General features: G+C 46.0%; 15 protein-coding genes. All 15 read left to right on the top strand.

What is annotated here, in order from left to right; all coding sequences use genetic code 11:
• Positions 1–112: 112 nt before the first annotated feature.
• The 15 genes from H569_RS0108845 to H569_RS19790 all read left to right on the top strand — a co-directional run bounded on the left by H569_RS0108845 (position 113) and on the right by H569_RS19790 (position 20,697).
• Positions 113–772 (top strand): HlyD family secretion protein, encoded by a 660-nt coding sequence (locus H569_RS0108845; RefSeq protein WP_027364705.1) that lies wholly within the window; start codon positions 113–115, stop codon positions 770–772.
• Positions 762–2,351 (top strand): DHA2 family efflux MFS transporter permease subunit, encoded by a 1,590-nt coding sequence (locus H569_RS19800; RefSeq protein ID WP_051273492.1) that lies wholly within the window; start codon positions 762–764, stop codon positions 2,349–2,351. Before H569_RS0108845 ends, H569_RS19800 begins: the two co-directional genes overlap by 11 nt.
• Before the next feature lie 192 nt (positions 2,352–2,543).
• Entirely contained in the window at positions 2,544–2,915 is a 372-nt protein-coding gene (locus tag H569_RS0108830) for a nucleotidyltransferase family protein (protein WP_027364704.1), read from the top strand.
• Positions 2,912–3,421, top strand: coding sequence for a ribonuclease toxin HepT-like protein (locus H569_RS0108825; RefSeq protein ID WP_027364703.1), 510 nt, complete (start codon positions 2,912–2,914; stop codon positions 3,419–3,421). The genes H569_RS0108830 and H569_RS0108825 overlap by 4 nt, the downstream gene beginning before the upstream one ends.
• Positions 3,422–3,760: 339 nt before the next feature.
• The gene (locus H569_RS0108820; protein ID WP_027364702.1) at positions 3,761–6,166 is read left to right on the top strand and encodes an O-antigen ligase family protein; all 2,406 of its coding nucleotides are present in this window, start codon (positions 3,761–3,763) and stop codon (positions 6,164–6,166) included.
• Between the two features lie 45 nt (positions 6,167–6,211).
• Positions 6,212–7,756: an undecaprenyl-phosphate galactose phosphotransferase WbaP gene (gene wbaP / locus H569_RS0108815; RefSeq protein ID WP_051273491.1), complete on the top strand. Its 1,545-nt coding sequence runs from the start codon at positions 6,212–6,214 to the stop codon at positions 7,754–7,756.
• Between the two features lie 74 nt (positions 7,757–7,830).
• Complete coding sequence (rfbD, locus tag H569_RS0108810; RefSeq protein ID WP_027364700.1) at positions 7,831–8,673, top strand: dTDP-4-dehydrorhamnose reductase; 843 nt, start codon at positions 7,831–7,833, stop codon at positions 8,671–8,673.
• Positions 8,674–8,753: 80 nt separating this feature from the next.
• Positions 8,754–9,824 carry a dTDP-glucose 4,6-dehydratase gene (gene rfbB / locus H569_RS0108805; protein WP_027364699.1) on the top strand — a complete coding sequence of 357 codons (1,071 nt, stop codon included), beginning with the start codon at positions 8,754–8,756 and terminating at the stop codon, positions 9,822–9,824.
• An 18-nt stretch (positions 9,825–9,842) separates the two neighbouring features.
• On the top strand, positions 9,843–10,727 hold the full coding sequence (gene rfbA, locus H569_RS0108800; RefSeq protein WP_027364698.1) for a glucose-1-phosphate thymidylyltransferase RfbA: 885 nt from the start codon (positions 9,843–9,845) through the stop codon (positions 10,725–10,727).
• Positions 10,724–11,269, top strand: a complete 546-nt coding sequence (rfbC, locus tag H569_RS0108795; RefSeq protein WP_027364697.1) for a dTDP-4-dehydrorhamnose 3,5-epimerase — start codon at positions 10,724–10,726, stop codon at positions 11,267–11,269. Before rfbA ends, rfbC begins: the two co-directional genes overlap by 4 nt.
• Positions 11,266–12,096 carry an ABC transporter permease gene (locus H569_RS0108790; protein ID WP_027364696.1) on the top strand — a complete coding sequence of 277 codons (831 nt, stop codon included), beginning with the start codon at positions 11,266–11,268 and terminating at the stop codon, positions 12,094–12,096. The genes rfbC and H569_RS0108790 overlap by 4 nt, the downstream gene beginning before the upstream one ends.
• A complete protein-coding gene (locus tag H569_RS0108785; RefSeq protein WP_027364695.1) occupies positions 12,086–13,432 on the top strand; it encodes an ABC transporter ATP-binding protein in 1,347 nt (448 codons plus the stop codon). The genes H569_RS0108790 and H569_RS0108785 overlap by 11 nt, the downstream gene beginning before the upstream one ends.
• Positions 13,429–17,181: a methyltransferase gene (locus H569_RS21290; protein WP_051273488.1), complete on the top strand. Its 3,753-nt coding sequence runs from the start codon at positions 13,429–13,431 to the stop codon at positions 17,179–17,181. The genes H569_RS0108785 and H569_RS21290 overlap by 4 nt, the downstream gene beginning before the upstream one ends.
• Positions 17,174–19,633 (top strand): hypothetical protein, encoded by a 2,460-nt coding sequence (locus H569_RS19795; protein ID WP_051273486.1) that lies wholly within the window; start codon positions 17,174–17,176, stop codon positions 19,631–19,633. The genes H569_RS21290 and H569_RS19795 overlap by 8 nt, the downstream gene beginning before the upstream one ends.
• Positions 19,630–20,697, top strand: coding sequence for a glycosyltransferase family 2 protein (locus H569_RS19790; RefSeq protein WP_051273485.1), 1,068 nt, complete (start codon positions 19,630–19,632; stop codon positions 20,695–20,697). Before H569_RS19795 ends, H569_RS19790 begins: the two co-directional genes overlap by 4 nt.
• The last annotated feature ends 13 nt before the right edge of the window (positions 20,698–20,710 follow it).

Here is a 20,710-nt window from a genome sequence, read left to right as displayed (position 1 = left end):
AAAACAGCCCCTTCTGCTGGGGTCTGAGCCCGCACACGCTAACAGTAACAATTAACAGGAACAGGTAACTGGGGTCTGACCCCACAACCAGAAAAAAAAGGGGGCGAAGCCTATGAAAAATAAAGTAACCATAATTATTGTCCTGGTATTAATGGTGGCTGCGCTGAGTGGCGTTACAGGATATTACTGGTATAACAACATCCATTTCGTGAGCACCGAAGATGCCAAGGTGGACGGAGATATCTATAAGGTTAGCCCGCAAATTGCAGGAGAGATATTGGATATTAAAGCCGAGGAAGGCGATACCGTGCAGGCCGGGCAGGTTCTCGCCAGAATGGACGACACCGCCCTGCCGCGGGGCGGCAATACCGACCTTACCCTGGTCAAGTCGCCGGTAAGCGGCCTGGTAATTGCGAAACTGGCCCATGCCGGGGAAATCGGCGCGCCGGGACAGCCGGTGGCGTGGGTAATCAAGCCCGGCGAACTTTACATTACGGCGAATGTGGAGGAAACCGACCTGTATAAAGTTAAGGTGGGCCAGCCGGTGGATATCACTCTGGATAATCAACCGGGCAAAAAATATACCGGAAAAGTTGATTTTATCGGCGAAGCCACTTTATCCACCTTCTCCCTGCTGCCGCAGGCCAACGCCGGCGGCAACTTTACCAAAGTGGTGCAGCGCATCCCTGTTCGGGTCCGGTTTGATGCTGCCGCCGATCTTTCCCGGGTGCTGTACGGTACCAACGCCGTGGTGAAAATCCATGTCAAGTAAGGAAAAGCATGTACCCATCCCCTGGGCCTCCGTGTTCATTTTAATTGCGGGCGGGTTTATGGCCATCCTGGACAGCAGCATTGTCAACGTGGCCCTGCCCAAGCTCATGTCCATTTTCGGCGTGGGTGCGGACAGCATCCAGTGGGTGATGACCGCCTACCTCCTGGTGTCCGGGGTGGTTATCCCGGTGACGGGTTACCTGGGCGACAGGTTCGGCTATAAAAGACTGTATATCTTGTCAATGATTGCTTTTACCATTGGTTCAGCTCTTTGTGCCCTGGCCTGGAGCAACAGCTCGCTGGTGACGTTCCGGGTAATTCAGGCTATTGGCGGCGGGATGATGATCCCGGTCAGCATGGCCATAATATTCCGCATCGTGCCCCGGGACAAACTGGGCATGGCCCTGGGCGTTTGGGGCATCACCGCCATGCTGGCGCCCGCCATCGGGCCGACCGCGGGCGGCTATTTGGTCGATAATTTTTCCTGGCACACCATATTCACCATCAACCTGCCCATTGGAGTCGTGGTCAGTGTGTTGGCCAGGTTGATCTTGAAGGAATCCCAAATCCTGTCCGACCTTAAATTCGATCTGCCGGGATTTATCTTCAGCGGGCTGGGCTGCTTTTTCCTGCTGCTGGCCCTGAGCGAAGGCCAGGACAAGGGCTGGACTTCGCAATATATCGTCACCTTGTTTGTCAGCTCCTTTTTCCTGCTGCTGCTGTTTGTCATCTGGGAGCTGCAGACGCCGCAGCCCATGCTGGATATCAAGCTGCTGCGCAACCCGATTTTCGCGGCCAGCCTGACGGCCACGGCTATATTGACCATCGGCTTGTTTTCGGCCATATTTCTCATCCCCATCTACGCCCAGAACCTCATGGGGTTGACACCGATGCAAACGGGACTGCTGTTAATGCCCATGGCGGCGATGAGCGGCATAATGATGCCCATCAGCGGCAGGTTGTTCGATAAAATAGGCGCTTTCCCGCTGGCTGTCGTCGGAATGACCGTATTAATCATCACTACTTACAGCATGCGGGTGATCAACATAAATACATCCCTGCACTGGCTGCAGGCGATGCTGGTCATCCGGGCCGGAGGCATCGGGCTGATGATGATGCCCATCACCACTTCGGGGATGAATACCGTACCGCCGTTTCTTTCCGGCCGGGCATCGGCCATGAACAACCTGGTCCGCCAGATATCGGCGTCGCTGGGTATTGCTTTTTTGACCTGGGTTATGCTGCAAAGGCAGACGTATCATTACCAAATAATGGGCGACGTGACCGGCGTTAATCACCCCATGGCACCGGTTCTGCTGCACGGTGTCGGGGCGCAGCTGGCCGCAGCCGGTATTGCCGGAGGGGATCATACCGCCGCTGCTTTAATGGCGCTCACCCTGCAAAAACAATCCATGGCTGTGGCGATTGGAGACACTTTCTTTGTCAGTACGATTATTGTTTTATTTGTCATACCCCTCATATTCTTGCTCACCAAAAAACGCGTGGACGCGCAGCGGGCCATTGAAATGAAACGGTATGCGCCAAAAGGCGCCCCCGGCGGTGCACCGGGCGGGGCATAGCGGTAAAATAATCCAGACGCCCGTTACTCGGAGGAGACGGGCTGCTTTTAGTACTTAATAAAGCAGCCCGCCCCTTTTCCTACCTGGCTGGAAATGCGAATCCCATACTGTCTATTGTTAAACGCTTTAATACAAAATAAAAAATAATTGGTATAATATATAAAAAGAGTAAGAATAAATTTGGTGATTACCATGAAATACAGCTCGAAAAGAAATAAAAGCCTGCGCGAGGCCTGGCAAAAAAGGGCCGCCAGAGAACAGGACGAAAAGGACAAACTGCGACGGGACGCTATGTTAAAGGCTGCAGCTGCGGCCACCCACCTTAAGGAAAAATATAAAGTAAAATCCGTTTATCTTTACGGGTCTTTAGCCCGGGGGACACATTTTGACCATCGTTCCGATATCGATCTAATGGTTGAGGAGTTTCCGGCTGAAGCAAATTATTGGCGCATGTTGGTTGAAATGGAGGAAATTGCTGCACCAGTGGAAGTAAACGTGGTTTTAAGTGAAGACGCCAGCCCGGGCTTAAGAGATAAAGCCAGGAGAGAGGGAAAACTTTTATGACCCCTAAACGATTTGCTGTAGTGGCATCACGGATTAAAGAGGAACTGGAGAACATCAAAAACCTTTCTAAAGAGCTTTCAGACAGGGGATTATCCGGTTCAAAAAAAAATATCAGATCGGCCCTGCCGCAGGGAGATACCTTTCTGCTGCGAGCCGTTGGATCAATATTGCATGATTTTTACGTAGCCGTTGAAAACATTTTTGAAACAGTGGCCAGGGAAATAGATGAAGCTTTACCCGCAGACGAAAATTGGCACCGCAAGTTATTGCTGCAAATGTCCCTGGACATTCCGGATATACGCCCGTACTTTATCACTAAAGAGACAGCCGCAAAACTGGACGAATTCAGGGCATTCCGGCACGTTTTCAGGAATGTATATGGATTTAACCTATCTACTGAAAGAATTGTCGATTTACTGAATAAATTTCCACAAACGGTCGGCTGCCTGGAAAGGGAAGTGTATGCTTTTATTAAAACCATGAAAGAAATATTGCCTGAAGGATGAATCCCTGCGCAAGGCGTCTTAAAACTTCGACAAGTTTCGTATTAAAGAACACCTACAACTAGTTGAACGGGCGTTCTTTTTTGTTATTCCCATCATCGGTGAGCCGTGTGACAGGGCTGCTTCAGATGCCTATGGGTCTATGAGCGGCAGTATGATCCTTCTACCTTAATGACTGAAAAATGTCATAAGCACCAGGTTATTTTATGTTGTCCAAAATAAGTTAACATAATTTCCCTTATAGTGAAGGATATCAGGATATTTTGTTGAAATTTAAAATGTCGAGAGGTAATAAAGTACCGGTCCTCGAACCGTGATTTTTCCAAATAGGAGACCCGTTGAATGTCTGCAAAAAGAAAAAAGGCTAACAAAGAATCCATTAAGGAAAAAGATCAGACCGGTAAGCATGAATTTGACGCCCTGCGTCAGGTTGCGTTTTGGGGTCTGGCACTGCTGCTGTTTTTCCCGCCGTACTTTCGGGGGTTGTTCTTTGCACCACAACAGGAAAAAGCGCTTGTATTCGCTGCCCTGGTGTTTTGGCTCACCTTCCTGTGGCGCTGGCTGCAAAACGACCATAAATTCCTGCGCGGACCGTTGGACTGGCTTGCGCTGGCCCTGCCGGTGGTTTACATAATCTGTTCCTTTACCGCTGTTAATAAGGGCCTGGCGATTGACGAAGTGGTTAAAAATATACTTTATTTCCTCACATACTGGTCAGTTTCCCGGTTAATCCGCAATGAGGAAGATATACATAAATTATTGCATGTGGTTTACATAAGTGCCGTTGGAGTTGCCTTGGCCGGTCTGGCTACGGCGACGGAGGTTATTAATATTAAAGACGGGTTTAATGTTACTCAATTTGGCGGTACTATTTCATCAACTTTGCAATACCACAATGCCCTGGGCGCTTACCTGGGGGCGGTGTTCTTTATTGGTTTATACTTGTGGAACCTTTCCAACCAAAAGCAGCACGATATTATAATTAAAACAGCAGCCAACCAGGCGCGTGACATACAAACAAGGTTTTTAAGCATCAACCTGCCGGGATACCTTTATGCCTGCGGCAACTTTCTGCTGTTGGCTGTTTTGCTGGGCAGTAAATCGCGGGGCGGATTGCTGGCGTTCGGCGTGGTTTTTATTGTTTACCTCATCGGAATGGGAAACAAACAAAGGCTGACAGCCTTATTGACAGCCGGCTGCTTGGGACTGGTCTCATATTTTACGATTAATAAATTCATCACGCTTGTACAGGACAAACATTATGACCCGGCCTGGGCCTGGATGATAACGGGAATATGCGCCGCCGTCATTTATCAGGTAATTTTTAATAGCCTGAACCGGCGAATTCTCACCGGGTGGGCAAAGAATGACAAGAGATATATATTAATCTTTGCATCAATAATAGTAGCTGCAGGTGTTGTGGGTGGAATTTGGCTGTCCGGCAAACCCCGGCTGATCGAGAAAGCGACGAGCTTTGAATACCTATGGACGGCGTACCAGCGTTTTCACTATGCGGACAGCGCCTTGCAAATGATCCAAGACCGTCCCCTGCTTGGTTGGGGAGGCGGCGGGTGGAGCGAGGCATATGAGTCGTACCTGGGTTTTCGTTATACCACCCGTCAAGCCCACAGCTACTATCTCCAGACAGGTGTCGAGACAGGGATTCCCGGTGTATTAATCGTAGCCGGCATTTGGTTGTCATTTTTGTTAACGCTGTATAAACAATACCGTGGAAATCCAGATAACATATTAAGGCGGCAAATTATTTGGCTGCTTGCCTCTGTTTTCCTTATGATCAGCGCGCATGCACTTATTGACTTTGACCTGTCGCTTTCAGCGCTGACCCTTGTATTATGGAGCTTGTTTGGTATTGCTTCCGCCCACCCTGTTCCGGTTGCAACGAAAAAAAGGCCGGCCGGTTTGGAATACACTTCAATTGCTATAGTTACGGCAATGGCATTGTTTATCATAGTGTCATCAACATATCTGGCCCGGGCTGACAGTTTCTACAACCGGGCAGCGGCGTATTTCAATGCTGGAAATATAGCCGAAGGAACCAAATATTTGGAAAAGGCAGCGGCATATAACCCCTTTAACAGTACGTATAGAATTTCCCTGTCTCAAGCATATATCAAGCAGGGAATTAATAATAAGGCTTTAGAAGAAGCGGAATCAGCTGTAAGATTGAGTAAATTTAATTTCCTACCCAAAAATAACCTGGTGCAAATTGCCATTTTAGCCAACAATAATAAACTTGCAGCGAAGGAACTTGAAGGGATCATCATGCTTGCGCCCAATAACATAGAAACATATGAACAATACGCCAATAATTACTTCAATATGGGTTTAAAGGAATTGTCCAAGGGCAACAACGATAATGCCGGGTTATATTTAAACAAATCAATTGACGTTAACCGGCTGCTGACAAAGCAGGCTGCATCAATCAGCGTTTCCGATAAAGAAATGTGGGACGGCCCGCCACTTCAGCTAAGTGATAATTTAAAGCTTATACTTGGCAGGGCAGCCTATTGCTTGGGTCATTTTTCAGACGCGCAGTCGTATCTTCAACAGGCTGCACAATCAAATGATAATTCAATTAAAGCTCAGGCATTGTTGTGGCAAGCTTTATTGCATGAGAAAAGCGGTAACTTGCAAGAATCAAAGAATTTACTTAATCGGGTGAATCAACTGGATCAAACGCTTTATAATAGCTATACTGCCTTGAAGAGCATTCCGGTTTTAAAATAACCCTGCGCAAGTTTTATCTCAGTATGTAAAGGGCTGGTGGAGAACGTGAGTTACAATAAAAGCTTGGAAATAGGAACTGCAACTGCCGGCCCTGTAGAAAAACCGTATTTAAAAGCGGGGCAAAAAAAAGCCGACATGCCGTTTGCAGGTAACGGCAGCTTGCGTTTACTGGCCATACCGCTATTAATGGGCACAGATCTGTTATCATTTGCAGCAAGTATTGGTTTGGCTTATATCATACGTGTATTTGCACTGCCGGCGGTTTTTGTTTCGCTGCCCTACACTTCTTTGGACTACCTATACGCTTTGTGGTGGATACCGTTTTTGGGCGTTGTTTTCTTACTTTTTGAAAAGATGTATTCAAAACGGCTGCCATTCTGGCAAGAAGCAGGACAACTGGTTAAAACAACTACATTTGTTTTCCTGGTAGCCATATGTGGGGTGTTCCTTACAAAACAAGGCGGATCCAATTCGCGTACACTGGTTTTCCTGGCCTGGGCCATTAGCTTGTTTATCATACCGGCTTTGCGTTATGCCGGCAAAATATTGCTTGCCAAACTGCACATATGGGAGAAACCGGTTATCATCCTGGGCGCGGGTGAAACGGGAAAACTTATCCTTCACACCTTTCACCATGAACCCGTAATCGGATACAAACCTGTTGGTTTTTTGGATGACGATAATTATAAACAAAAAAACCCGCCCAAACTGCCTTCGGGAGAGGAAATACCGGTACTGGGGACATTTGATGAAGCAGAAGCGATAATGGAACGAAGCGGTATCAGAGACCTCATTATCGCCGCGCCCGGCCTTCCCGGCAATGACCTGGTTCAATTGGTTAATCGATTGCAGAGGAAAGCTTATAACCTTTTGGTCATCCCGAACTTATTCGGTATGGCCATGGAAGGGGTCGAAGTTCAAAATTTATTTAATGAAAGAACACTGGTTTTAAAAATTAAAAACAACCTCAATGACCGGTTTAATATGGCCGTTAAGATGACTTTTGACTTATTATTATCTTTTGTTTTATTAACAATAGTTTTACCGGTAATGCTTATCCTGGCTATCGCGATAAAGCTTGATTCCAAAGGCCCAATTATTTATACGGATAACCGTATAGGTAAAAGCGGCAGGGAATTTAAATGTTACAAATTTAGAACCATGTTCCCCGATGCAGACTTCATATTAAAGAAATACCTGTCTAAATACCCGGAAGCAAGGCTTCAATGGGAGAAATACGCCAAGCTAAAAGATTTCGACCCCAGGGTCACAAGGGTGGGGGCTGTTTTAAGAAGGTTCAGCTTTGATGAATTGCCTCAGATATTTAATGTGATCAAGGGCGACATGAGCCTGGTCGGCCCGCGTCCGTATTTACCGAGGGAAAAAGTGTCTATGGGTGGTAGGGAAGATATACTCCTGACCCGCCCGGGTATAACCGGCCTATGGCAGGTCAGCGGCCGGAACGAAATTGAATTCAGCGAACGGTTGAGGATGGACTCCTGGTATGTACGTAACTGGTCATTATGGCTGGATATCAGTATTTTGATTCGTACAATTGCGGTTGTGATAAGAGGTAAAGGTGCTTATTAGCCCATGATATTCATGTGGAATGTTATCTTATTTAGAATATAAAAATCGTGCTGAAAGGTAGAGGAGTACATAAAATGCGGAAAATACTCGTCACCGGCGCTGATGGCCAGCTTGGCCGGGCAATAAAAAGATGCTTTAGCGAAAAATACAGCCTGTTGCTCTGCGATTTGCCGGAGCTGGACATAACCAGTATAACTGCCTGCCGTGATGCTGTTCGGGAGTTTCAGCCGGACATTGTTATCAACGCCGCCGCCTATACCAATGTGGAACGGGCCGAGGACGAGCCAGATACGGCTTTTGCCGTCAACGCCGTTGGTGCACACAATCTGGCCCTTGCTTGCCGGGAGAGCGACGCCAAACTTATCCATATTAGCACTGATTACGTCTTCGACGGCAGCAGGGGAACGCCGTACGGTGAATATGATACCCCCAATCCCCTGTCAGTTTACGGCAAGAGTAAGTTGTGGGGTGAAAACCTTATCCGGGATGCCGGCGACCGCTTTTTCATCGTCCGCACTTCCTGGCTTTATGGCGATGGACACAACTTCGTCCGCACCATGCTTCGCCTGGCTGAACAGCGTTCGGAGGTCGCTGTTGTCGCCGACCAGCACGGCACCCCCACTTATGCCGGCGACCTGGCCGCTTTATTAGAACAGCTAATGCATACCGAATATTACGGTATATACCACGCTACTAATGCAGGCAGTTGCACCTGGTATGACTTTGCCTGTCAAATATTTGCATGCACTGGTCGAACAACAGGCGTCCGGCCTATCAAGTCCGAAGAATATCCGGTTAAAGCAAGGCGCCCCCTTTATTCTGTTCTCGATAACAAAATGCTTCGCCTGCGCGGCTTTACCCCTATGCGTCCCTGGGAGGAGGCTTTGGCCGAATACATAAAAAACGACTTGATTTAGTTTTGATACGCCTTGACAGCGAAAACGCGAAAGTTGTGAAGCTATTCCTTTAAATTTAATTCTATTCCGGAGGCAGTACCATGCATACCATGCTCGTCACCGGCGGTGCCGGGTTTATAGGTTCAAACTTTATCCGCTATATGCTTGATACATATAAAGACTTAACCATTGTAAACCTCGACAAGCTCACCTATGCCGGAAACCTTGATTCGCTGGCCGGTGTAATGGACGACCACCGGCACATTTTTGTCCGGGGCGGCATTGAAGACCGGTCGCTGGTTGAATATATCTTTGCCCGGTACCGCCCCCAGGCGGTCGTAAATTTTGCCGCCGAGTCCCACGTCGACCGCTCCATCGAAGGTCCGGCGGCCTTTATCCAAACCAATATTGTGGGCACCTTCCGTCTGCTCGAGGCCGCCCTCACATACGGCCGCACCCTGCCGGAAGCGGAACGGGGACAGTTTCGCTTTCTCCACGTTTCCACCGACGAAGTATACGGCTCCCTCGGCCAGAAAGGTTATTTCACCGAGGCCACGCCTTATACTCCCAACTCGCCATATTCTGCGTCCAAGGCGGCGTCCGACCACCTGGTGAGGGCCTGGCACCATACCTACGGGCTGCCCGTTCTCACCACCAATTGCTCCAATAACTACGGTCCGTACCAGTTTCCCGAAAAACTGATTCCGCTCATGATCCTCAACGCTCTGGACGGCAAACCACTGCCCGTATATGGAGACGGGCGGAACATCCGCGACTGGCTGTACGTCCGCGACCACTGCCGGGCTATCAATACGGTCCTTCGAAACGGCCGCCCGGGCGAGGTCTATAATATTGGCGGCAATAGCGAAAAGACCAACCTGGAAGTTGTCCATACCATTTGCGATATACTGGACGAAATGCGGCCCAAATTGGACGGCGCATCCTACCGCGCCCAGATAACCTTTGTTCCGGACCGGCCAGGCCACGACCGGCGCTATGCCATTGATGCTTCCAAAATCAGGCGCGAACTAGGCTGGCAGCCGGCGGAAAACTTCGCTACCGGTATCAAAAAAACTATCGAATGGTACCTGGCCAACCGCGCCTGGTGTGACAGGGTGACGGACGGCAGCTACCGCCGTGAGAGGTTGGGCCTTTGCGATAAAGTATTGTAATAATTATAGAGGTGGCTTATGACCAGAAAAGGTATCATCTTGGCCGGCGGTTCAGGTACCCGGCTCTACCCGCTTACAAAAACAGTGAGCAAACAGCTGATGCCCATTTACGACAAGCCTATGGTCTATTATCCCCTCAGCACTTTGATGCTGGCCGGGATAACGGAAATTCTAATCATAACAACTCCTTGCGACCAGCGCTTGTTTCAGGAACTTTTGGGTGACGGCGGCCAGTGGGGGATAAATATCCAGTATGCCGTGCAGCCGTACCCTGGCGGCCTGGCCCAGGCTTTCATTATTGGACGAAACTTTGTCGATAACGACAGCTGCGCCCTTATCTTAGGGGACAACATCTTCTATGGACACAGTCTTACAGACCAAATGCGCCGTGCGGCGGCCCAAAAAGAAGGCGCCACCGTTTTCGCTTACTGGGTCAGGGATCCCGAGCGCTACGGAGTGGTGGAATTCGACCATAGCGGCCGGGCCATCAGCATTGAAGAAAAGCCGCGAAATCCACGTTCAAACTATGCCGTGACCGGACTGTATTTTTACGACAACAGCGTGCTGGAAATTGCCGCTGGCCTCAAACCTTCTGCCAGGGGCGAGTTGGAAATCACTGATGTGAATAGAGCATATCTGGAAAACGGTCAGCTGCGGGTGGAAATACTCGGCCGCGGCTATGCCTGGCTGGACACCGGGACGCATGAGTCGCTCCTGGAGGCGGCCAACTTCATTGAGACCATTCAGAAACGACAGGGCCTCATGGTTGCCTGTCCGGAAGAGATCGCCTACCGTATGGGTTATATCAGCGCTGACCAGCTGGCCGCACTGGCCGATCCTTTAAGCAAAAACAGCTATGGCCGGTATCTCTTCAACTTGCTCCAGGGAGGCGACCAGCTATGAAAGTGACAGAAACCAATCTGTCCGGCGTGCTCATGATCGAGCCCGACGTTTATGAAGATAGCCGGGGCTATTTCCTGGAGACCTGGAACTCCGCCCGGTATAAGGAGTATGGCCTACCGGATAAATTTGTTCAGGATAACCTTTCATTTTCCCGCCGGGGCGTCCTGCGCGGCCTGCACTACCAGCTGCCGCCCAAAGCGCAGGGCAAACTGGTAAGCGTGGCGGTGGGCGAGGTGTTTGATGTAGCGGTGGATATCCGCCGGAACTCGTCCACTTTTGGTAAGTGGTTTGGTACAGTGCTCTCGGCTGAGAATAAAAAACAACTCTGGATACCGGAAGGCTTTGCCCACGGTTTTTTGGTATTATCCGAGTCGGCCGTGTTTCTCTATAAGGTTACAGAATATTATTCGCCCGTGTACGAGCGCTGCATTCGCTGGGATGACCCGCACATCGGCATCCGGTGGCCTATCGATGCAACCCCGGTTCTCTCACCCAAGGATCTGGCGGGGCCCTCTTTGGCACACGCGGGGGTGTTCGAATGAACCCCCACCAAGCTCACTCCGCCACACCTTGGGCCATGTTTGCCAGCCTCTGGCGTAACCGCCAGCTTATCCGGCAGATGACCCGGCGCGATGTCGTGGGCCGTTACCGCGGCTCGATTATGGGATTGGCCTGGTCATTTTTTAACCCGGTGTTGATGCTCTTTGTCTACACATTTGTCTTTTCCGTCGTGTTCAAGGCGCGCTGGGGTGTGGGCGGGGAAGAAAATAAGGCGGACTTTGCCATCATTCTATTTGTAGGCATGATCGTGCACGGCCTCTTTGCCGAATGCATTAACCGCGCGCCGGGGCTGATTCTGTCCAATGTCAATTATGTTAAAAAAGTGGTTTTCCCTTTGGAAATCCTGCCCTGGGTGGCTTTAGGGTCGGCGCTTTTCAATTGTTTTGTGAGTACGGCTGTGTTGTTGCTGGCGCAGTTCGCCATCAATCATATTTTTTCTTGGACCAGTATGATTTTTCCGCTGGTGTTGCTGCCCCTCATCTTTGCCGGTATGGGCTTTACCTGGTTTCTGGCGGCGCTAGGGGTCTATGTGCGCGATGTAGGACAGGTTACCGGCATTTTTACCACAGTGCTCTTGTTTCTTTCGCCCGTGTTTTATCCGGTATCGGCATTGCCGAAGGAATATCGAGGCTTGCTGCAGCTCAACCCGCTAACGCTGATCATTGAAGAAAGCCGCAAGGTGCTGGTTTTTGGAAAACTGCCCGATTGGTCAGCTTTGGGTATAGCAGTGCTGGCAGGCCTTACCATCGCCGCCGCCGGCTTCTGGTGGTTCCAGAAAACTCGAAAGGGGTTTGCGGATGTCCTCTGACGACATAGCGATTCGTGTCAGCAATCTCTCCAAATGTTATCACATATATGACCGCTCGCAGGACCGGCTCAAGCAATATATTATTCCGCGACTGCAACGGCTTGTAGGCCGGCAGCCTAAAAACTATTTCCGCGAGTTCTGGGCGCTCAAAGAAGTCTCGTTCGAGGTGAAAAAAGGCGAAACTGTCGGTATCATCGGCCGCAACGGCTCGGGCAAATCTACCCTGCTGCAGATCATCTGCGGCACCCTGTCCCCGACCAGCGGAACAGTGGAGGCTAATGGTCGTATTGCGGCATTGTTGGAATTGGGCTCCGGCTTCAACCCGGAGTTCACGGGGCGAGAGAATGTATATATGAACGGCGCGGTGATCGGCCTTAGCAAAGATGAAATCGACGCTCGTTTCGACGACATTGAAGCCTTTGCCGATATCGGTAATTTCATAGACCAGCCGGTTAAGATGTATTCGAGTGGGATGGTTGTACGCTTGGCTTTTGCCGTTTCCGCTTGTATAGAACCGGATATTCTGATTGTAGACGAAGCGTTAGCCGTAGGGGACACCAAATTCCAAACGAAGTGTTTCCGACGCTTCGAGGAACTTGTAGCACGCGGAACGACTATCTTATTCGTGACACACTCGACAGAACAGGTAGTTCGACATTGTCACTGGGCCATATTTCTCGATAAGGGACAGATAGTTATGCGTGGTCATTCGCGAGATATCGTGAATGCATACCTGGATATGTTGTTTGGCGTAGAACGTGTAAAACAACCCTACTCAGATCTGCAGATAAAAAATCTACAAATAGCCGGAAATACGCAAAGCATTTCTAGGATTGAAACGGATAAATTTGAAAATAGAGCCGGATACAACCCTTATGAATACCGTTGGGGAAACCGTGAGGCAGAAATATTCGATTTCTGCGTAAGTACTGGCGGTAGCCTAAATACCACCCGTATAGAGACGGGGCAACCGGTAGTTATCACCATGTGGGTAAAGTTCCACCGCCGGGTCGAGTTTCCAATTTATGGGCTGACAATCAAAACTCCTGACGGTGTTACATTATTCGGCTCGAACTCGCGAGATTTTGACAACGGACCGCTTTTTTTGCCAGTCGACCAAGGGGCTGTATATAAAATTAGCTTTACACTTCGTGATCAGCGTCTCGGGGCTGGCGAATATTTGCTTTCTGTTGGTGTGGCCGAAGATCGGGCCGGCGAGATTTTTCCTTTGGACAGGCGCTATGACGCTATATGTCTGCACGTGATAAATCGTTCATCCAGGTCGTTTGGTTTGGCGGATTTTTCTATGAATGTTGAGGTGACGGTAGCGTCATGAAATATATTTGGGATGAAGAACTTAATCTTTTTAAACGACGTGCACACATGGAAGCGTTTACTTATTCCGATGGCGCCGAAGTTGAACAGCGCCTTTTCGATATTGTCCGGAATGCCAGTGATCGGAGTACTTTTTCACACGAGTTGATTAAGGAAATTACAGACTGGCCATTGGAGTACCATCTCAGTCGCGCGCGTCACTGCCTAGTCAGGCCACTCGGAATCAAACCGGGCGAAAAAGTGCTGGAGTTGGGCTGTGGCTGTGGGGCGATTACAAGATATCTTGGTGAAATCGGCGCAGAAGTTGTTGCAGTCGAAGGTAGTATTGCGCGAGCGCGCATTGCAGCAGAACGGTGCCGTGATCTTTCAAACGTTAAGGTTTTTGTGGATGATTTGCTCCGTTTTGAAACGGGTCAACGCTTCGATTGGATATTGTTGGTTGGTGTTCTTGAATATGCCCCTGTTTTTACGGATGAGAAAGAGCCCACGCAGCATTATCTGTGCACCGTTGCACGCTTCTTGGCGCCAGACGGCAAACTTGTAATTGCGATTGAAAATAAGCTTGGCCTAAAATATTTTAATGGTTGTAGTGAAGATCATTTGGGGGTCCCGTTTATTAGTGTGCAAAATCTCTATGGCACTAAAACACCGCGCACATTCGGGCGCCGGGAATTGCTTGAGCAACTTTCAGCCGCAGGTTTTTTGCATTGTTACTTTTACTACCCATTCCCCGATTACAAGCTTCCATCAGTTGTTCTCTCCGACGATGCCTTGAAGGATCCACAATTCGATGCGGTGGATTTGATTATTAGATCGCACGCCCGAGATTATTCAGGATCGCCTTATCGTCTATTTGATGAAGCGCTTGTATTTTCTACGTTAAGTGCAAACGGATTATTTGCCGAGTTTTCCAATTCCTTCTTGGTAATAGCAACTCTTGCGAATAATATTCCTTATAGGTCGGACAGGTTAGCGATGACTTTTGCCGTCAATCGTATTCCAGAGTTTTCAGTGGTAACAAGTTTTTATCGGTCCGATGATGTTATTCATGTAGTAAAAGAATCGGTTTTCCCTGACTTACCGAGGAAACGCCAATTTCAAGATTGCTTTAATATTTTAAATATGCCCAGTGAGTCTATCTATCACCCAGGTCGTCAGATGCTTTGGCGCTTGATTTGCGTCCGTGCCAACAAAGGCACACTTGATCAGGTTGTTGCTGAACTGCGCCCATGGGTCATCTACTTGCTCCAATTCGCAACAACTGATGGTTTGCTCGAGCCTTCTGTGATTGGCGCAGATGAACGGGATAGTTTAAAACATTGGTTGGTTCCAGGAACCTATCTTGATTGCACGCCTTTCAATTTGATCGAAAGCACTAAAGGGCTTATATTCATCGATAATGAATGGCAGGCAGATAGTGATGTGCCTCTTGGTTGGGTTATTACGCGAGGGGTCCTGCATTCTCTCAGTGTGGGCCTTGCACCGGGAAATCCAATCAAAAGTGTTGCCGATGTGATACAGGGGCTTTGTATATCAGTGGGGCTATCTATGACAGAAGCGGAAGTTGCAGATTGGTTCAATATGGAAGCAAGTTTTCAATCGCTTGTCACTAATCAAGAACTATCTAGTATATTGATATCGCCAGATCATTCTGCCTCCGGCTTAATTTGCTTTACCCAGGCATTAGCCGAGCGGGATGGGCAAATAGCAAGCCTCAACCAAATTATAGATGGGCGCGATGAGCAGATTGCAAACCTAAAACGGGTCTTGACCGAACGAGACGAACAAATCGCCCATTTCAATCAAGTCATGGCCGAGTGCGACGGACAAATCGCTAACCTTAATCAAGCCATGATCGAGCGGGATGGGCAGATAGCCAGCCTCAATCAGGTTGTAGCAGAACAAAACGATCTGGTAAACAGAATTCTTGCATCGAGGTCTTGGCGAATAACAAGGCCGCTAAGGTGGATAGTAAGATTGTTGCGAGGTGAGTTTTTTTTTGAATCGTTAAGAAATTTGATTAATAATCGATGTTTATTGTTTAGACGCCGAATAAATACTCTCCGAACATTACTGAGAAAGAGGGACTTTATAGAGATCTGGAATAGAGTAAAACGCATATACGGTTTTTCGATGGGATCAATTACATCTAGCCTACCAATTGAAGTACGCAAACTGGATGACGGCATAGTGTTGCTCGCAACTAAACATACTTTTTATGTCGCACTATTGATTGAACAGACGTTAAAGCGTTTTAGTTTTGATAATGTTGTCATTCTTGATAGTGAACCATCCAGTTTTGAAGATAAGGTGCATATAGTTATTTGTCCCCAAATGTTTACAAAACTACCATTACAATATATCGCTTTTCAGATGGAACAGTCTGTCAGTTCTCGTTGGTTCAATAAGGTTTATTTTGATAGGTTGGAAAATTCTATTGCAATTATGGATTACTCTTTAACTAATATTAAGTTTTTACAAGAGAAGAAACTTTCTTATCGCCAAATTTTCTGGACGCCAATGTCCAACATTGTTGATTTTTCCGAATTATTATTGGCCAAGCAAATTGTAGACCTATCCTTTGTGACGGAACCAGAATATGATGTTGTGTTTTATGGTGACGTTAACTGTCCAAGAAGACGTAAGTTTCTTGACTGTATTGGTAAAAAATTTCGTTTACTGATTCTTTCTGAAGTCTTTGGTGAAGAATTGTATAGTCAATTAAAAAAAGCACGGGTGGTAGTGAATATTCATTATTATGAAAATGCTTTGTTGGAAACAACGCGGATTTTTGAGTGTTTATCTTTAGGTTTGGATGTAATTTCAGAAGAAAGTTCTGATATGGAATTTTACCAACATTTGATTGACTATGTCACATTTACGCCAATAGGTGATATTGATAGCATGATTCGTGCGATTACTCAATTGTTGTCATGTAATAAAGGGGCGGCTAGCAGATTAGAGGCGGATATTAGCCATTTTGCTTTCTATTTTGGGAGAATGCTTGTCGCATTGGATTTGATGCCGGTTGAAAAAATTATAAACTATGATTTGCTCCCTGTAAAAACGCTCAGAAGGGAAATCTCATTATCTCTTCCAGAAACCTATATGCGACATGAACACTTCAAACATATTTACCCTGGAATACCAATATTTCATGGGTTGCGACATTACCAAGGGTGGATTGGTTGTGCCCTAAGCTATAAATATTTGTGTCGGCAGGCATTAAAATATAACCTACCATATTTGGTAATTTGTGAAGATGATGCTCAAATGAATGATGGTTTTAACGAAAAATGGAGGGCAGTTAAACGCTTTCTATTTAATGAACTGGGCATAGCCAATTGGGACGTTTTCTGCGGGTTGATTGCTGATGTCGCAGATAATGTAAATGTGCTAGATGTTGTGGATTTTGATGGTATTCGTTTTGTTATAATTGATAGAATGACTAGTATGGTTTTTAATATTTATGGCCAGAAAGCGATGACCGCAATTGCAAACTGGGATCCGAATAACAGGGATGTACACAGCAATACTATTGACCGCTATCTTGAACAACAGGTTCGCTTAAAAGTTGTAACAACTATTCCTTTTATTGTTGGGCATAGCCCAGATTTAACTTCGACATTATGGAATTTTCAGAATAATATCTATGATGATATGATTTCTAGAAGTCAATGTAAACTTGCGGAAAAAGTGGATGACTTTCTGAAAAAAAAGTACTACAAGGAGAACAAAGTTAATGAATAGGGTTGCAACTATTTTTGCTTGGATTGCACTTACAGTAGGAACTGTTCTTGCGTTTTGGGGATTATATCACATGACATGGCCTGGCTCAATTCCATTTGATGATGGTATGGCGCTACTTCGCTATTTGACCTTTTTACTATCTTCCTCAATATTAATTGCAATAGGGGTAAAACATAGTCGCAAAAGTTCGATTGTTGTTGGATGTGTTCTCTGTATAGGAATCACGATATTATCCGGAGAATTTTGGGCGCTCTTAGTAACAGTATGGTTTATACTTGCCTCAGCAGTTTTAGGAAGAATTATTCTTTCCATTCTTAATATTGATAGTTGCATTAATGGCAATTGGGTGTACAATTTTTTGATTGGCGCTGGTTTCTATGGAACTGTGATAGGTTTGATTGCACACTTTCCAGTTAACTACCCTGGTCTTTACGGTGCAGCACTTGCAGTTCCGTTGATTTTGGAATGGCGTACATGTCTTAAAATGATCACTTCAATACGTAGTTGGTTTATAGAAAATAAACCACTTGAAAATCACATGAGATTGATTGAAGTGGCTATTATTGTTGTTGCCTTAATACACTTTGTAGTTGCACTAATGCCAGAACTTATGTATGATGCTTTAACAACGCATTTGTTCATCCCCGCTCACTTGGCATTGCGCCATCAATGGGGTTTTAATGTCAGTACATATGTGTGGGCTGTAATGCCAATGTTGGGTGATTGGATTTTTTCATTTGTTTACATGTTAGCTGGTGAAACGGCTTCACGGCTTATTAACGTCAGTTTCATCTTTGTTTTGGGATGGCTGGTTCGAGATCTTGTACTATGGGCAGGGGGCACGGCTTTAGGAGCAAGATGGGCTGTTCTAATTTTCTTATCTACGCCACTTACGTTCACTGAAAGCAGTAGCTTATTTATTGAGTCCATTTGGGCTTCTTTTGTAGTAGCAAGTATATTGTATATTTGCCGTTTAACTTTTAGAGAAGTCGACGGCGGAGCTGCGCTAAAGATAGGAAGCATGATGCTTGGGTTTGCGATTGCTGCCAAAGCTATAACGTTTACAATATTGCCTTTGTTATGTTTGATTCTAGTTTACAGAATCCGTATGCTACTGTCTAAACCAATAATCGGCTCTGTTATTGTCGGGCTGTCTCTTTTAAGCTTGTTGGGTGGAATACCCTATCTAACAGCTTGGTATCTTACATCAAATCCAGTATTCCCGTTTTTCAATGAAATTTTTAAATCACCTTATTATCCGTTAGAAAATTTTAATAACATTTTATATAATTCCGGAATGACATGGGATTTACTTTATCGCATTACATTTTATTCGAACAAATATATGGAGGCAAGCAAAGGCGCTTCAGGTTTTCAATGGATTTTGCTTTTAGTTCCGGTTCTAATACTTCTTTTACAACTTAAAAATTATCGGGGTATATTGCTATTTGCTATAGGAGTGGTATCACTATATATAACCTTCCAGTTTCAAAGTTATTTGCGATATGTTTTCCCTCAGTTTACTTTATTAACGGCGTTGATTGGGATTGTTATTTCTTCGCCTCTAATACAAAACAAGATATTGGTAAAAGGTTTTACCTATATTGCTACATTTGCTGTTGCCCTTAATTTATTGTTTTTAACATCAGGAACTTGGGCGTATAGAGATTTTTATTTAAAACCTATTTTCAGTGATTCAAATCGTAAAGATTATTTGGCCAAACGTCTTCCACTTCGAAACGCTGTTGATGTAGTCAATGCATTAAATACTCATAAGACTCCTGTTGCCGTGTTTGGCGAACCACTTACAGCAGGATTGGCTTCAGATGCACTCTATATAAACTGGTACAATCAATCATGGCAATCCGCATTTTCGTCAGTTAAGACAGAGCAAGATCTGATACGCTTATTTGGGAAGAAGCAAGTAGAGTTCTTCATTATTGACTCTTCAAAAAAACTTATATCTGATGAGCAACATGTTTTGCTTGAGCAAGTATCAATAAAGCTCGCTCAATTTGGGTCAGTGGCAGTTTATCGTTTAAAAGATAGGTACCGATTTCAAGAGGAACTGCTGACTGAGCCGAATTTTACTAGTACTACAGGCTGGTCTCTAGTGAATGGTGCTATATTTGATAATGACTCCAAGATCATAATTGTTAATGTGTCTTCCCCTGCTACACAAAGAGTAGCTGTAATAGGTGGGTCGCATTATCTGAATACAGTTGTCGTACGTTGCCACAAAGAACGTACTCAAGGACGTATTCAAGTAAATTGGATAGATGCCAATGGGAAATTTATCGACACTAGCATTCAGGTTTTTGAATGTACATCTGATTGGCGAGAACATTCTATGGAGGTGACAGCGCCGCTTAATGCGGTGAGCGCCGAGGTTTATGCTTCAGGGCATACTACAACGCCCCTTGAGTTTAAATCGGTGTCTTTTAAGCGATGAAGAAAAAATCAAAATCTTACATGAATAATCAAGATATGCCTTCACGAATCGCTGTTGTTATTCCTTGCTATCGTGTAATCAAGCATATTTTGGGTGTAATAGAAAAAATTGGCCCAGAAGTGTGGCGCATCTATGTAGTTGACGACAAGTGCCCTGAAGAAACCGGAAACTATGTAGAAGCCAACTGTCAAGATCCGCGTGTAGTGGTATTGCGACATGAGGTAAATCAAGGTGTTGGTGGAGCCGTTATGACTGGTTATCAGGCTGCAATAGCAGACGAGGCTGATGTGATTGTCAAACTTGATGGTGATGGCCAGATGGATCCAGCGCTGATACCCAAATTAATAGGCCCTATTCTTGATGGAGAGGCAGATTATACTAAGGGCAATCGATTTTTTGATTTAGAGAAAATTCGAGCGATGCCCCCAGAGCGCCTATTCGGCAATGCGGTTTTGTCATTGATGACAAAGCTCTCTTCAGGTTATTGGGATTTATTCGATCCTACTAACGGTTATACCGCGATTCATACAGAAATTGTACGACGTCTGCCATTTGGAAAGATCAGTAATCGTTATTTCTTTGAAACGGATATGCTATTTCGGCTTAATACGTTGCGAGCTATGGTGGTAGATGTGCCGATGGATGCGAAATACGGAGATGAAGTCAGTAATTTAAAGATATCAAAGATCATTGGTGAGTTTTTTATAAAGCATATTAGAAATTTTGTAAAACGTTTGTTTTATAATTATTATTTACGTGATTTTTCTATAGCATCAATTGAAATAATATTAGGTATATTTCTAATCATTGGCGGCATTTGTTTTGGAATGTGGCACTGGTTGCAATCTGCTCGTCAAGGAGTTGCTACACCAGTGGGCACTGTTATGCTTTCTGTTATGCCTGTACTAATTGGATTACAATTAATTCTTGCTTTTTTAGCATATGATATTGCCTCGGTACCGCATAAACCAATATATAAGCGATTTGTACGCAGTAAAAATATTTGGGAAGGGGCGAATCAAGATGCACAACAACCCCTAGAAAAATCTTTCCTAAATAGATAAATTTTTACTTGTA

The organism is Desulfotruncus alcoholivorax DSM 16058 (assembly GCF_000430885.1).
GTDB classification, from domain to species: domain Bacteria; phylum Bacillota; class Desulfotomaculia; order Desulfotomaculales; family Desulfallaceae; genus Desulfotruncus; species Desulfotruncus alcoholivorax.
Note: the sequence above shows the minus strand (reverse complement) of the source record. Positions and strands in the feature narration are given on the sequence as shown.

What these genes read in the sequence shown, in the direction of transcription:
- rfbC (WP_027364697.1), top strand. Translation starts at nt 10,724, where the DNA reads ATGAAAGTGACAGAAACCAATCTGTCCGGCGTGCTCATGATCGAGCCC.
- H569_RS21290 (WP_051273488.1), top strand. Translation starts at nt 13,429, where the DNA reads ATGAAATATATTTGGGATGAAGAACTTAATCTTTTTAAACGACGTGCA.
- H569_RS19795 (WP_051273486.1), top strand. Translation starts at nt 17,174, where the DNA reads ATGAATAGGGTTGCAACTATTTTTGCTTGGATTGCACTTACAGTAGGA.
- rfbD (WP_027364700.1), top strand. Translation starts at nt 7,831, where the DNA reads ATGCGGAAAATACTCGTCACCGGCGCTGATGGCCAGCTTGGCCGGGCA.
- rfbA (WP_027364698.1), top strand. Translation starts at nt 9,843, where the DNA reads ATGACCAGAAAAGGTATCATCTTGGCCGGCGGTTCAGGTACCCGGCTC.
- H569_RS0108825 (WP_027364703.1), top strand. Translation starts at nt 2,912, where the DNA reads ATGACCCCTAAACGATTTGCTGTAGTGGCATCACGGATTAAAGAGGAA.
- rfbB (WP_027364699.1), top strand. Translation starts at nt 8,754, where the DNA reads ATGCATACCATGCTCGTCACCGGCGGTGCCGGGTTTATAGGTTCAAAC.
- H569_RS19800 (WP_051273492.1), top strand. Translation starts at nt 762, where the DNA reads ATGTCAAGTAAGGAAAAGCATGTACCCATCCCCTGGGCCTCCGTGTTC.
- H569_RS19790 (WP_051273485.1), top strand. Translation starts at nt 19,630, where the DNA reads ATGAAGAAAAAATCAAAATCTTACATGAATAATCAAGATATGCCTTCA.
- H569_RS0108820 (WP_027364702.1), top strand. Translation starts at nt 3,761, where the DNA reads ATGTCTGCAAAAAGAAAAAAGGCTAACAAAGAATCCATTAAGGAAAAA.
- H569_RS0108830 (WP_027364704.1), top strand. Translation starts at nt 2,544, where the DNA reads ATGAAATACAGCTCGAAAAGAAATAAAAGCCTGCGCGAGGCCTGGCAA.
- H569_RS0108845 (WP_027364705.1), top strand. Translation starts at nt 113, where the DNA reads ATGAAAAATAAAGTAACCATAATTATTGTCCTGGTATTAATGGTGGCT.
- H569_RS0108790 (WP_027364696.1), top strand. Translation starts at nt 11,266, where the DNA reads ATGAACCCCCACCAAGCTCACTCCGCCACACCTTGGGCCATGTTTGCC.
- H569_RS0108785 (WP_027364695.1), top strand. Translation starts at nt 12,086, where the DNA reads ATGTCCTCTGACGACATAGCGATTCGTGTCAGCAATCTCTCCAAATGT.